This window comes from Gluconobacter sp. P5B12, from assembly GCF_018812035.1.
Lineage (GTDB): Bacteria > Pseudomonadota > Alphaproteobacteria > Acetobacterales > Acetobacteraceae > Gluconobacter.
Genome location: NZ_JACRVV010000001.1, coordinates 610,087 through 623,876, shown reverse-complemented (window position 1 = coordinate 623,876; position 13,790 = coordinate 610,087). Strand labels below are relative to the sequence as shown.

The 13,790-nt window shown below is 58.1% G+C and carries 9 protein-coding genes; 8 read left to right on the top strand and 1 reads right to left on the bottom strand.

Features of this window, described 5'->3' with window-relative positions; translation table 11 throughout:
* The first annotated feature begins 71 nt into the window (after positions 1 to 71).
* Together mutS and KP702_RS02810 are read left to right on the top strand one after the other, a co-directional pair.
* Entirely contained in the window at positions 72 to 2,702 is a 2,631-nt protein-coding gene (mutS, locus tag KP702_RS02815) for a DNA mismatch repair protein MutS (RefSeq protein ID WP_215768468.1), read from the top strand.
* Positions 2,699 to 5,548 (top strand): [protein-PII] uridylyltransferase, encoded by a 2,850-nt coding sequence (locus tag KP702_RS02810; RefSeq protein ID WP_202206569.1) that lies wholly within the window; start codon positions 2,699 to 2,701, stop codon positions 5,546 to 5,548. Before mutS ends, KP702_RS02810 begins: the two co-directional genes overlap by 4 nt.
* Here the strand turns inward: KP702_RS02810 and KP702_RS02805 are convergent.
* On the bottom strand, positions 5,517 to 7,205 hold the full coding sequence (locus KP702_RS02805) for a tetratricopeptide repeat protein (RefSeq protein ID WP_202206568.1): 1,689 nt from the start codon (positions 7,203 to 7,205) through the stop codon (positions 5,517 to 5,519). The two genes, KP702_RS02810 and KP702_RS02805, sit on opposite strands and share 32 nt — an antisense overlap.
* Before the next feature lie 152 nt (positions 7,206 to 7,357).
* Here KP702_RS02805 and KP702_RS02800 point away from each other — a divergent pair, with 152 nt between their 5' ends.
* The 6 genes from KP702_RS02800 (at position 7,358) to KP702_RS02775 (ending at position 13,728) form a co-directional block, all read left to right on the top strand.
* Positions 7,358 to 7,696 (top strand): hypothetical protein, encoded by a 339-nt coding sequence (locus KP702_RS02800; RefSeq protein ID WP_233126245.1) that lies wholly within the window; start codon positions 7,358 to 7,360, stop codon positions 7,694 to 7,696.
* 37 nt (positions 7,697 to 7,733) lie between these two features.
* Positions 7,734 to 8,738, top strand: coding sequence for a major royal jelly family protein (locus KP702_RS02795; protein ID WP_252348493.1), 1,005 nt, complete (start codon positions 7,734 to 7,736; stop codon positions 8,736 to 8,738).
* Positions 8,739 to 8,760: 22 nt separating this feature from the next.
* Positions 8,761 to 10,161 (top strand): threonine synthase, encoded by a 1,401-nt coding sequence (gene thrC, locus KP702_RS02790; protein WP_202206567.1) that lies wholly within the window; start codon positions 8,761 to 8,763, stop codon positions 10,159 to 10,161.
* A gap of 68 nt (positions 10,162 to 10,229) precedes the next feature.
* Positions 10,230 to 11,495 carry a pitrilysin family protein gene (locus KP702_RS02785; RefSeq protein WP_202206566.1) on the top strand — a complete coding sequence of 422 codons (1,266 nt, stop codon included), beginning with the start codon at positions 10,230 to 10,232 and terminating at the stop codon, positions 11,493 to 11,495.
* The gene (locus KP702_RS02780; protein ID WP_215768467.1) at positions 11,492 to 12,823 is read left to right on the top strand and encodes a TldD/PmbA family protein; all 1,332 of its coding nucleotides are present in this window, start codon (positions 11,492 to 11,494) and stop codon (positions 12,821 to 12,823) included. Before KP702_RS02785 ends, KP702_RS02780 begins: the two co-directional genes overlap by 4 nt.
* A complete protein-coding gene (locus tag KP702_RS02775) occupies positions 12,823 to 13,728 on the top strand; it encodes a TIM44-like domain-containing protein (protein WP_202206564.1) in 906 nt (301 codons plus the stop codon). The genes KP702_RS02780 and KP702_RS02775 overlap by 1 nt, the downstream gene beginning before the upstream one ends.
* Positions 13,729 to 13,790: the final 62 nt, after the last annotated feature.

The following is a 13,790-nucleotide window of genomic DNA, read 5'->3' as shown; positions in this document are numbered from 1 at the left end:
GGCAGGGACACGGTAGTTTCCCCTCCCCTCCTCATATCTCACCACCGGAGACCGGACCCATCGGCACGTTCATGCCCCTGCCTTCTGCCGCCAATGCTACGCCTTCCATGGCGCAATGGTTCGCGCTCAAGCATCAGGAGCCAGATGCTCTTCTGTTCTTCCGAATGGGTGATTTCTACGAGCTATTCTTCGCAGATGCCCAGGCCGCCGCGATGGCACTCGATATCGCGCTGACAGCACGGGGTAATCACAACGGCGAGCCGATTCCCATGTGCGGCGTTCCTGTTGCAGCGGCACCGGCCTACCTGTCTCGTCTGATTCGCCGAGGCTTTCGCGTTGCTGTTGCGGAGCAAACGCAGGCACCGCAAAAAGGCCAGAAAGGCCCCCTTCCCCGTGCGATCGTCCGTGTCGTCACTCCGGGCACTCTGACGGAAGACGAACTGCTCGAAGCTGGCCGCGCCAATCTGCTTCTGGCTATTGCCCGCTCCGGAGACCGCCGCTCCAAAATGATTGGCGCAGCCTGGATCGATATTTCTACAGGCGCGTTCGAGACAACGTCCGTGCCTGAAGTCGCCCTTCCAGAGCTGATGGCCCGCCTGGACGCTGCGGAAGTTCTTTCAGATCCCGAGCTCATCCCGGCAGACCACGCCAGCCGGCTTGCACCAGTCGCTGTTCCGCCGTCTCTGGATAGCGCCCGTACTCTGATTTCCCGTGCCTATGGGGTGGCACAGATTGATGCGCTCGGAGACTTCCCGGACGAGCAGGCCATCGCCTGTGCCATGGCACTTCATTACGTTCAGCGCAGTCAGGCCGGAGCGCTTCCCAGACTCTCGCGCCCGATGCCGCAGGGCATCAGCGGCGTGCTCGGGATCGACCCAGCAACCCGCGCCAGCCTCGATATTCTGCGTACCCGTGATGGGGAGACAAAATACAGCCTGTTCGGTGTGATCTCCCGCACCGTCACAGCAGCAGGCTCCCGCCTGCTTTCTCAATGGATTTCCTCTCCACTCACTAACGCCATTACCATCACCGAGCGTCAGAACGCATGGCTGTGGCTTCAATCCGTTCCGGGTTTTACAGCCGCATTGGGCGATATTCTTAAACGCACACCAGACCCGGCTCGCGCCCTCGGCCGGCTGTCGGCAGGACGTGGCCAACCGCGCGATCTCGCATCCATCCGCGATACTCTGATTGCCGCTGACGATCTGACAGCCCTTTTCCAGCCGGCCTGTGATAAGAGCACACCATCTCTGATCCGCACGCTAACTGCTGGCCTTTATGGCCGCGCCGATGCCCTGTTGGACACGCTAAAAGCTGCGCTTGCGGAAGAATTGCCTGCACGCATCGAGGACGGTGGTTTCATCGCCATCGGATTTGATGCTGAGCTGGATCGATACCGGACACTCCGGGACGAAAGTCGACGGATTGTCGCTGCACTTCAGGGACGCCTCTCCGAAGAGTACGGGATCAGCAATCTCAAGATCCGCCATCATGCCCAGCTGGGTTACGTCATTGAGGTCCCTGTTGCAGCCGGGGCGAAGCTGAAAGAACGACCTGAGTTCTCTTTCCGACAGGGCACAGCGAGCCTCGCACGCTTCTCCACCGAAGAACTCGCTGCGCTGGACCGCGCCATTCTCGAGGCCGCAGACAAAGCGAGCACGCTGGAGCGCCACCTTTTCACAGCGCTCTGCACCCGCATCCTCGAAACTCCAGCGCTGGACGAAGTCGCAGAATATCTTGCCCTGACAGACGTCTTACGATCCTGCGCAATTCTGGCAGAGGGAGGCTCGTGGTGCCGCCCAACTGTCACGGACGATACCGATTTCGAGCTGGTCGCTTGCCGACATCCCGTTGTCGAAGCCGCCCTCACAGAAACCGGCAGCGCGGACGCACGCTTCATTCCCAATGACTGCGCTCTTCCCCCAGAACACCGTGCCATGCTCCTCACCGGCCCGAATATGGCTGGTAAATCCACATTCCTCCGCCAGACTGCGCTTGCCGTGATCATGGCGCAGGCCGGGCTGCCGGTTCCGGCGAAAAGCGCCCGAATTGGTGTTGTGGACCGGCTATTTTCCCGCGTGGGCGGGGCAGACGATCTGGCGCGTGGCCGCTCCACCTTCATGGTGGAAATGACTGAAACCGCTGCCATCCTCAATCAGGCCGGTCCCAAGTCTCTTGTCGTCGTCGATGAGATTGGACGTGGAACGGCAACATTGGACGGCCTATCCATTGCCTGGGCAACGCTTGAGGCACTTCATACCCAGCTTGGCTCGCGCACGATTTTCGCTACGCACTTCCATGAGCTGGGCGCTCTGACCGAGTTCCTGCCGCGCCTGGCTCCGTACACTATGGCCGTCAAAGAGTGGCGCGGCGAAGTCATTTTCCAGCATGAAGTGCGTCCTGGCTCAGCCCGTAAGAGCTGGGGTCTGCATGTGGCCAAACTGGCCGGGATTCCGCAATCGGTGGTGAACCGTGCTTCCCGGCTTCTCAGCACATTCGAACGTGAACAGGCTGAAACCCGCTCTTCGCTGCCATTGTTCGAAGCCGTTGCAGACGCATCAGAAGACGCCCCGGAGCCGCAGGTTCTGCACTCTCCGGCCCTCGATGCGCTCACGACCATCAATCCGGATGATCTCTCTCCCCGAGAGGCGCTAGCCGCGCTATATGATCTTAAACGCCTCGCTACAGGAGACAGGACTTGAAAAGTGCTGGTTTCTGGGGCGAAAGTCTTCCCTCCCCTTTCGCTGACGATACGGATACGACCCTGTCTGACCGCAAAGCCATGACCCCGTCGCTGCAAACAGCTCTTCAGACTGCCGCCGCACAGGGGCTGACGTCCCGAGATGACGTCCTCTCCATCCTTCGTCGTCATCTTGGCAATGGCCATGCGGATATCCGCATCAGGTTCGAAAAGCGCCTGATCTCGGGGATTGATGCGGCACGCGCGCTCGCGGCTCAGGCCGACAGCGTTGTCTGTGCGCTGGCTGATCTTTCTGCCGCGCAGGACAATGCGTCCTCCGAAGAGCCACTCTGTCTGTGTGCCACCGGCGGCTATGGAGCGGGCCTTCTCGCCCCCTTCAGCGATATCGATATCCTGTTTCTCATTCCGGAAGATGCGTCTCCGGCCCTGACCACACGCATTGAGTTCATTCTCTATGCCCTCTGGGATCTTGGCCTCCGAGTCGGCCATGCGACGCGCTCCATCAGTGCCTGCATCAAGGACGTGGCCGAAGATCTGACCATCCGCACGGCCCTTCTGGACCTGCGCCCCCTTTATGGTGATCGGACGCTCGCCCGTAATCTTCGCTCCGCCCTTGGCGCGGACCTCCAGAACGACACGCTGTGCGATTTTGTCCGTGGCAAGATTGAAGAACGTGAGCTGCGCCATCGCCGTTTTGGCGACAACCCCTACATGGTTGAGCCGAACATCAAGGAAGGCCGCGGCGGCCTCCGTGATCTTCAAACGCTGAACTGGATGGGCCGTGCCGCTCTTGGCTGCGCCATTACAACGCCAGACCAGAGCACGGCCCCGGCCGAAGCCGTCCCGACACCATCCTTTATTTCCTTTGGCCTCCTGACCAACCGTGAAACCCACCGCGCCCGGCGTGCGTGGGATTTTTTCTGGACGGTCAGGCTGCACCTTCACTACATCACCGGCCGCGCGGAAGAGCGACTCACCTTTGACGTTCAGCCCGTCATCGGTGGCCGGATGGGCTATGCCACGCACGGACGTCAGCGCGGTGTCGAACGCTTCATGCGACACTACTTTCTGACGGCACGAGACGTCATGCGCCTGACGCATGTTCTTCAGCCGATCGTGCTGATGCGCCTGCAGGATCAGGCCAGCGACACTCATCCGGAAGCACTCCCGGGGCCAGAAGGCTTCGAACGTATTGCCGGACGTCTCTGCCCTGTTGATCCGGTCACGTTTGCGAAGAACCCGCGTGACATGTTCCGAATGCTGGACTGCGCGCGCCGGCATGATCTGGAACTGCACCCACTTGCCATTCAGCAGCTTATCCGCAACGAACGGCATGCCGTTGAACTGCGGGATGATCCGGAAACAGCGCAGATCTTTCTTAATCTGCTCTGTGAACCGAGTGCGGATGAGACAAAGACCGTTCCGTTCTGGCTTCCCATTCTGAACGAAACCGGTCTACTGGGTCGCCTGCTGCCAGACTGGTCACGCGTTGTCGGCCAGATGCAGTTCGACAGCTATCACATCTATACAGTGGATGAGCACATCATTGAGGCCGTCCGCATGATGGGCCAGATCGAAGCGGGTCATATGGCGGATGAGATCCCGCTTGCATATGGGCTTGCCAAGGATCTGCGCTCACGCCGGGCCCTGTATGTCGCGGTCCTTCTCCATGACATTGCCAAGGGCCGTGGCGGCGATCATTCGGAGCTCGGGGCGGATCTTGCCCTCACCATCTGCCCGCAACTAGGTCTGGACCCTGAAGAGACAGAGACAGTTTCGTGGCTCGTGTTGCATCATCTGCTGCTGTCCCAGACAGCATTCACCAGAGACATTGATGATCCCCGGACGATCCTTGATCTCGCAGACACCATTCAGTCTCCGGAACGCCTTCGCCTTCTCCTCCTCCTCACAATCGCTGACATGCGCGCCGTCAGCCCCAAAGTCTGGAATGCCTGGAAAGCCACGCTTCTCCGTGAACTGTTTTCCCGTGTGGCAGAAGTTCTGGAAGGCGGACTGGCCGCAACAGAGCAGGACGGCCGCGTTACACATGCCCGCGAATTGGCCCGGGATGGTCTGAGTTCGCTACTGCCAGAAAGCAGTATCGAGCATTTTCTGGCTCTCGGATATCCCAGCTACTGGCTCGGTTTCGACACCGATACCCACATGCGCCATGCGCGCATGATCCACGATTCGGACCGATATCGCTCACCGGTCACGGTCGAGGCTTATCCAATTCCGGAACGCGGCGTGACGGAGCTCACTGTGCTCTGTGCTGACCATCCGGGGCTGTTCTCACAGATTGCTGGCGCCCTTGCTGTCGCAGGCGCCTCGATCGTGGATGCCCGCATTCACACCCTCAGCGATGGCATGGCTCTGGATACTTTCTGGGTTCAGGACGCTGATGGATGTTCCTTTGAAGATCCTCACCAGCTTGGGCGTCTTAATCATCTGGTCGAGCAGGCCCTATCTGGTCGCCTCGACCTGAAGAAGGGTATCGCAGAAGCGCGTCATCGCGGAGCTTCCCGCCGGATGCGCGCTATTCACGTTCCGCCCCGTGTAGTGATCGATAATACCGCTTCGGACCGGCACACCGTCATCGAGATCAACGGTCGTGACAGATCTGGCCTGCTCCATGACATCACAACGACGCTGAGCGAGCAGTCGCTTCAGATTTCCTCTGCTCACATTACCACCTATGGAATGCGAGCTGTGGACGTTTTCTATGTTCGTGACCTTCTGGGCATGAAGATCACAGATCCAACGCGCCTGGCTCACATACGTGAGACACTCCTTGCTTCCCTGACGCCAAAAACCATCAAGAAGGCTGTTGCTGCGCCCACTTCCTGAGGTTTTCGGCCACCTGTTCCACAACGGGTGGCCATGCTTCTGGCAGGAAGCCTTCCGGCCTGAACTGCTGCACATTCTGGTACCAGGGAGTTGTTTTCCACCGCCAGTCACCGCCTCGGCGATTCAACAGCCAAAGCGGGCGACCCACGGCACCGGCCATGTGTGCCACCGCAGTATCCACACTAATAACAAGCGAGCACCGCCCTACGGCGTCCGCGAGCTCTCCGGGTGTTTCGAGAGAGACCTTTTCCATCCATTCCGGGCAATTTCCCTGCTGAAGGGATACAAAACGAACGCCCTCAACACGTTGTAGCGGCTTCAGCCATTCCAAATTTAGAGAGCGACGACGATCAAACCTGTAAGACGGATTTCCAGCCCAGCAGAGTCCAACAACCCGCGGCTCCGGGATCGACGGGGACTTCATATAGGGCGCTGTTCCTCCCTGGCCCGCCAGCCCCAGAACAAATGGTAAGCTCAGAAGACTGATTTCTCCTGCGACAGGTCCTTCTGGTTCCAGAATCCGAGCATGTTCCATCGTAGACATCCGGCTTACTAACGAATCTACCGGGACATGCAGTCGGAGAGGTCGTCTGGCAGCGGCTAAAGGCAAAAACCTCAGAAACTGGATGCTATCTCCCAGACCCTGCTCTGCCGTCACGGCAATCGGTAATTCCCCCTCGGAGCCATCCCACGCTGGAGAAGACTGCGGCGTCTTTAGAAGGCGATGTCGACTTTCAAATTCCTGCCAGCCTTCCGAAAACTCACCTTCTCCCAGCAGAATAGTCGCGTGATTGAAGCGCGCCTGGGCTTGCTCGTAACCAGACGTCCGATCAGTGATGGCCGAAAAAAGCCGCTTGGCTGTCTCTTCCTCGCCCATCTCCATTAGAACCGTTCCAAGGTTATTAGCAATCCGGGCATCTTCGGGAGCAAAGCCCAATGCTTCTTCCAAGGCTCTGCGTGCTTCCGGCAAATTCCCAAGAGCCATCTGAACCAAGCCGAGACTATTCAGTGTTGCTTCGGTTCGGGCTCCCAACTCACATGCCTTTTCCAAAGCCTGTAGGGCTGACTCTAAAAGCCTGCTTTCAAAAAACGCCGCTCCGAGATTAGCCCAGCCACGCCCATCGCGCGGCGCACGTTTCGTCACTCTGTCAAAACAGAAAAGTGCCTTATCCGGACGCCCGTCCTGCAGATAGATTTCACCAAGCCTTGTGAGATATTCGACATCGTCGCGCGCAAGGGCGCACGCTTCCTCCAGAGCTTCACAGGCCGCTTTACGCTGCCCCAGCAGCAAAAAGACTTCAGCACTCGCGGCATGGGCGCGCGGGTCAGCAGGCTGCAATGTTCGCGCTACGGAGAGAGCCGCACGTGCGGGTTCAAAATGGCCCTCTGCAGCGAGTGCCAACCCCAATGTGATATGAACACGCGCTGATCTTGATGCTGGAAGGCCACCAGACTGCAAAGCCCGTCCCGCCATCGCAATAGCTGTCGCATTCTGCCCGCGAGCACGAGCCAGACAGGCCATGCCGTGCCACGCATCAGGTTGCCTAGGGTCATGAGCCAGGATGTCACGAAAGGATTTTTCGGCGCTCGCGAGGTCGCCTCCGGCGAAGCAGTCAAAAGCAAAACGCGTCGGATCTGGCTTGTAATGACCTGTCATCCGTCAGTGATGCGGCCAAATGCCCTGAAAATCCATTCTTTCGAGAAGATTTCGGCAAGACGCCCCAAAGAAACACCATGAGGCGTTAACGAAGTTTTCAGACTCTGGGCGTCATAACGTCTTGTAACAAGACTAGCCAGAGGCGTCTGACCATGCATCTTGAACAACGGACAGGCAGCGTTCCGGGCCTGGTTTATGCAACTGTGCGCCAGGGTATGACCACGCGCACGTTCCCTATTGAAATCAGACAGACTGCATCCGGTCATTACATTGCTCGCATGCCCGACCAACGCTGGTCCATTGAATGCATGACCGTAGATGCGGCGTTGCTTATGCATGCAGCCGTGCTTTTCCCGGTTGAGCATGAACACGCCCCCTGGCTGTCCAACCCGCGACCGGCACTGTCGCCTGTGCAACGTCATGCAGCCCGCATTCTTTCTTCGAAAACCCGAGAAGAAAAAACGGAGCGAGAAGCCACGCTGGATTATTAGTCCTGTTTGAGGCTTGCCAAATTTTCTGGACGGGCCGATGTCTGGAGCTATGAAAAGCCGGTTTTTATATTCCGTCGCGAGCGTCCTTCTGGGCGCTGCTGGTCTGTTCTCTTCACCTGCTTATGCAGACCATCCGTGGAAAGATGCTCCGCAGTCAGCACAGATTGTTGCTGATGCTGCGCTTGATCATGTTCAGCTTGGCTCCCTGCTTCCACATGGCGCAGACACTTTCCTGGCTTTGAGTGAAGAGGGTCGCCCTGTTTTACTCGATTCCCAAAATCACACTCATCCGTTTCCGATTGATGCCGCTGAGCAGGGACAAATCCCACCCCTCGCATTTCTGACGCAGGCAGGATCGGATTACTGGGGCCTGACAGTATCGCCTCAGGCTAAGCTTGTTCATCTCTCTGTGGATGGAAAGCTTCTTGGAGCGGTCCCCTTCGTCGGCGGAACGCTGAAAGGCAGCAATCTCACGGCACTTCAGGTCCATGGAAGTTTTGCCTATGTGACGGACGAAGGAAAACCGGCCCTCGTTGTCGTTTCCCTGAAGGGCGGTAAAGCACAGCGCTTTCTGCCGTACGATCCATCCGTCACAGGACGCAGACCGTTCACGCGCAACGCACAAATTATCAACGGACCAGACGGGCACCCTCTGACTGGCGGAAATGTTCGGTTTCTGGCGCTCGACGCAAAGGGGCAATGGCTGTTTTACATGCCTGCCTGCGGCCCCCTGTATCGGATTGACGCTTCCCTCCTGACAGATCCGGCTTTCACGCCCGTTGAGCAGCTTGATGGCATTGTAGAATGGCGCGACACGCCGAGCCTCGGCGGCATCACCCTAAGCCCTGAAAACGTCTTCTACATGTCTGACCTTACGGATGGCGCTCTCCTTCAGTTCGGCAGCGAACGCAATCCCCTGATCCTCATCCGGGACACTCGCCTTCTCGAGGCTGGAGCACTGGCGGTTTCTGACAGCCATCAGGTTGCCGTTCTGACATCAGAAGATGGAAAACCGCACATTCTTCGCATCGCCTTGCCATAGAAGGTCGTGATATAAACTTCCCATGCGCTACCGATCTACTCGCGGCGACCTGACCGCCGACGCACCCAACTTCTCCGACATCCTCCTTGCCGGCCTTGCTGGAGACGGTGGTCTCTACATGCCGGAGAGCTGGCCAAAAATCAGCGCCCAGACGTTCCGTGAATGGCGCACGCTCTCCTACGCGGACCTGACTGCCGAAGTCATTTCGCTGTTTTCCGAAGGCGCCATTGACCGCGATACTCTTCGCGACATGGCCCGGGACGCCTATGCGGGCTTTGATCACGCCGCTGTCGCGCCGCTTTGCGAAGTGGAGCAGGACCTTTTCTCACTTGAACTGTTCCATGGCCCTACGCTCGCCTTCAAAGATATGGCGATGCAGATGCTCGGCCGCCTGTTCGATCATGTCCTGACGCAGCGGAACCATAAAGTTACGATCGTCGGTGCAACATCCGGTGACACCGGCTCGGCTGCCATCGAAGCCTGCCGTGGCCGCGAGCGCCTGTCCGTCGTCATTCTTCACCCAAAAGGCCGGACGTCAGAAGTTCAGCGCCGCCAGATGACAACGGTTCCGGACGACAATATCCTGAACATTGCCGTCGAGGGTGACTTCGATACCTGTCAGGACATGGTAAAGGCCCTCTTCGCAGACACGACGTTCCGCGACGAAGTCTCTCTTTCCGCCGTCAACTCCATCAACTGGGCCCGTATCGCCGCCCAGATCCCGTATTACGTCCGGGCAGCGCTGGCATTAGGCGCACCAGATCGCGAAGTATCTTTCTCCGTTCCGACCGGCAACTTCGGCAATGTGCTGGCAGCCTGGGCCGCACGCCAGATGGGTCTCCCCATCCGTCGCCTGTGCATTGGGTCGAACCGCAATGACATTCTCACGCGCTTTCTGATTGAAAACGATATGAGCGTCCGTACGGTGGAGCCAAGCCTTTCGCCGTCCATGGACATTCAGGTCTCGTCCAATTTCGAACGTCTGCTGTTCGAACTTCTGGACCGCAACCCGACGCGTTGTGCTGCGATCATGAAAGAGTTTCGTGAAACTGGCCGAATGGCCGTACCCCACGATGCTTGGACGCGCATGAAAGACGTCTTTGACGGCATGACGCTCAGTGATGAGCAGACCAGCGAAGCCATGCGTCACTTCTACAGCGAAAGCCTCTATCTGGCGGATCCCCATACGGCGATCGGCCTGGCAGTCGGCAAGCGCTTCCAAGAGCCGGGCATTCCGATGGTCGCTGCAGCCACTGCACATCCTGCCAAATTCCCGGATGCCGTTTTCGCGGCGACCGGAATCAAGGCTGCTTTGCCGCCTCACCTCGCTGATCTTTTCGAGCGCCCAGAGCGCTATGACACCATGAGCAGTCAGCTCGCCGGTATTCAGGATGCGGTTCGCAGCCATATCCGCCGCCACTGACAGGCTTGTTCCTTCCTACAGGCTCCCCATCTCAGGGAGCCTGTCTTTTTATGATTTTACGGAAACTCATGCCCGATACGATTGAAGTCACCACGCTCGACAACGGTCTGACCATCATCACGGAACGCATGGAACGCGTTGAGACCGTATCCTTCGGCGCCTATGTTTCGATCGGCACACGCGACGAAACTGCAGAAAACAACGGCGTCTCCCACTTTCTCGAGCATATGGCTTTCAAAGGCACAGAAAGACGGTCCGCAGCCCGTATTGCCGAAGAGATCGAGAATGTCGGTGGTCATATCAATGCTTACACTGCGCGGGAAACCACCGCATATTACGTCAAGCTCCTCAAGGAGGATCTGCCGCTTGGTGTAGACATCATCGGGGATATTCTCACGCACAGCACGTTTCTGGATGCCGAAATCGAGCGTGAGCGTGGTGTCATCCTTCAGGAAATCGGTCAGGCCAACGATACACCAGATGACATCATCTTCGATCACTTCCAGGAATGTGCCTTCCCGGCGCAACCGATGGGCCGCCCGACGCTAGGGACGGAAGAGCTCGTTTCAGGCATGACGCGTGAGACGTTGATGGGCTACATGCGTGAACATTACACCACGCGTAACATCACGATCGCCGCGGCCGGCAACCTGCATCACCAGCAGGTCGTGGATCTCGTGAAAGAGCACTTCGCCGACCTTCCCACTCATCAGACCTCAACGCCCCGCAATGCGGACTATGCCGGCGGTGACATCCGCACCACACGCGAGCTGGATCAGGCCCACCTGGTGATGGGCTTCCCGTCTGTCAGCTATCACCACCCCGATCATTACGCTGTCATGATCCTGTCCACCTTGTTGGGCGGCGGCATGTCTTCGCGGCTCTTTCAGGAAATTCGCGAACGTCGCGGGTTGGTTTACAGCGTCTATTCGTTTGCCTCCCCATTCAGCGACAGTGGTCTGTTCGGACTTTATGCGGGAACGGGCGAAGCCGAAGTGGCTGAGCTGGTGCCGGTCATGATTGACGAGCTCAAGCGCCTTCAGGACGGCCTGACACCTGAAGAGCTTTCTCGTGCTCGGGCGCAGCTCAAATCATCCCTGCTCATGTCTCTGGAGAGCACGGGTAGCAGGTGCGAACAGCTGGCACGCCAGATCCAGGTTCATGGCCGCCCTGTTCCTGTCACGGAGACAGTCGGTAAAATTGATGCCGTAACGGAAGCTGACATCCTACGGGTTGCGAAGACCATCTTTGCAGGCACTCCAACTTTCACGGCTATCGGGCCCGTGAAGAATGTGCCTGCCATTGAAGACATCACTGCGAGGCTTGCTGCATGACCACTACGCCCATTGAAGCCCTCCTCGCCGCTGCCAAACGACATGGTGCCGATCACGCCGATGCCGTGTTCATCAGAAATGAATCCGAATCCGCGATGGTTCGGAAAGGTGTCCCTGAAGGCATAGAGCGCTCAGAAAGTGTTGCGCTGGGCCTCCGTGTTTTCCGGGGCCAAAAAGCCGCATCGGTGTCAACCAGCGTTCTGGATGAAGCCGAGTTTGATCGCCTGGCAGAACAGGCCTGTGCCATGGCGCTTGTCGTGCCAGAAGACCGCTTTGGCGGTCTTGCGCCTGACAGCATGGTTGGACATTTTGATGCGTCCGGTCTGGATCTGGAAGACACGGCAGCACCGCACATGGACGCCCTTCTGGCGCGCGCACGAGAAGCGGAAGACGCTGCCTTGGCTGTATCTGGTGTTACCAATACCAACGGCGCTTCTTCCGGACATGGCCGCACAGTTATTGCGCTTGGTACGTCTGCGGGCTTCATGGGGCGTTACAGCCGTACAGGGCACTCCATCAGCGCCAGCGTACTGGCCGGTGATGGCGCGCTGATGCAGCGGGACTATGCTCATCACGGCACCGTCCATTTGGAAGATCTGGACGCACCTGCCCTTATCGGCCGTGAGGCAGGAGAACGTGCTGTCTCGCGCGTGAACCCCTCTCGTCCGAAGACTGGCACATACAGCATCATTTATGATCCGCGGGTTTCCTCCAGCCTGTTGGGTCATCTGGCGAGTGCCATCAATGGCGCATCCGTTGCGAGAGGCACGTCATTCCTGAAAGAAGCCATGGGGACACGTATTCTGTCCGCTGGCCTGACAGTCCGTGACGATCCTCGCCGTATTCGTGGTGCGGGCTCGCGTCCCTTCGACGGTGAAGGCTGCCCCGCGACAGCTCTGGATCTGATTTCGGACGGCGTTCTCACCACATGGCTGCTGGATTCCAGAAGCGCCCGTCAGCTTGACCTGCGGTCCAACGGGCGCGCAAGCAGAGGCGTTTCAGGTCCACCGAGCCCAAGTGTGACAAATCTTCATCTTGAACCAGGTGATCTTTCCGCAGGGGATCTGCGTTCCGATATAAAGGAAGGAATACTGGTCACGGAACTCATGGGGTCATCCATCAATATGCTGACGGGTGATTACAGCCGAGGGGCTTCCGGCTTCATGATCCGTAACGGCGAGCTTGCTGAGCCCGTTGCTGAACTCACGATTGCTGGAAATCTTCGGGACATGTTCTCCCGTATGGTTCCAGCCAGCGATCTTTCCTTCCGGAGCAGCGTGAATGCGCCGAGCATCCGGATTGATGGCATGAGCATTGCAGGACTTTGATGCGTAATTTTCGTCTTTTCTCCGTCGCCTGTGCGCTACTTTGCGTGCTGGGTTCCGCCGATGCCCGTCCGGGTGGCGGTGCCTCTATGGGGAGCCGTGGTTCACGCACCTGGAGTGCGCCTCCACGGACATCCATCACGCCGAGCTGGACACGCCCAATGGACCGGACAATGGCGCCGCAGTCCAACTATGGTGCACAGACCGCTCCTCGTCCGATGGCACCCATGACGCCGGGTTATCGCCCGTCCTTTCCAAACCGCCATCCGTTCATGACAGGTTTTGCAGGAGGCCTGCTGGGCGCTGGTCTGTTCGGAATGCTGAGTGGACACGGGTTCTTTGGTGGCATGAACGGCGGCACGTCATTCCTTGGATTTTTGTTCCAGGTGTTCGTGATTGGTGCCCTGATAATGTTCGTTCTTCGGCTGTTTAATCGTCGCAAGACGGCAGCAAACGGAATGTCTGGCAGCGCTCCGTTCAGTGCGGCTGGAGGAAGCGCTCCCGTTACGTTGAGCAACGACGATTATACCAGCTTCCAGCGCCTCCTTCTTGATATCCAGGCAGCCTGGAGTGCACAGAACACACGTGCGCTTTCCAGCATGACCACACCGGAAATGGCTGGATACTTCAACGAACAGCTTTCTGATCTCACCAGCCGTGGCGCACGTAACATTGTCTCCAATGTTCAGTTCCAGCGTGGCGATCTGTCTGAAGCCTGGCGCGAACGCAACCTGACCTATGCGACGGTTGCCATGCGTTATTCCATGACGGACGTCACAACCGACTCGTTTGGCAATGTGATTGATGGAAGCTCAACAGAGCCCGTAACCGTTACGGAACTCTGGACGTTTGTCCGCGCAGACGGGCGCGGGAACTGGATCCTTTCAGCCATCCAGCAGGCTGGCTGAAAGCCCGTTCTTAGAAACGGATCAGTGTAATCACATAGAAAATTGCAGCGAGGGTAATGACC

Coding starts and splice junctions, on each gene's coding strand:
- mutS (WP_215768468.1), top strand. CDS start 72: ATGCCCCTGCCTTCTGCCGCCAATGCTACGCCTTCCATGGCGCAATGG.
- KP702_RS02805 (WP_202206568.1), bottom strand. CDS start 7,205: ATGACAGGTCATTACAAGCCAGATCCGACGCGTTTTGCTTTTGACTGC.
- KP702_RS02800 (WP_233126245.1), top strand. CDS start 7,358: ATGCATCTTGAACAACGGACAGGCAGCGTTCCGGGCCTGGTTTATGCA.
- KP702_RS02795 (WP_252348493.1), top strand. CDS start 7,734: ATGTCTGGAGCTATGAAAAGCCGGTTTTTATATTCCGTCGCGAGCGTC.
- thrC (WP_202206567.1), top strand. CDS start 8,761: ATGCGCTACCGATCTACTCGCGGCGACCTGACCGCCGACGCACCCAAC.
- KP702_RS02785 (WP_202206566.1), top strand. CDS start 10,230: ATGCCCGATACGATTGAAGTCACCACGCTCGACAACGGTCTGACCATC.
- KP702_RS02780 (WP_215768467.1), top strand. CDS start 11,492: ATGACCACTACGCCCATTGAAGCCCTCCTCGCCGCTGCCAAACGACAT.
- KP702_RS02775 (WP_202206564.1), top strand. CDS start 12,823: ATGCGTAATTTTCGTCTTTTCTCCGTCGCCTGTGCGCTACTTTGCGTG.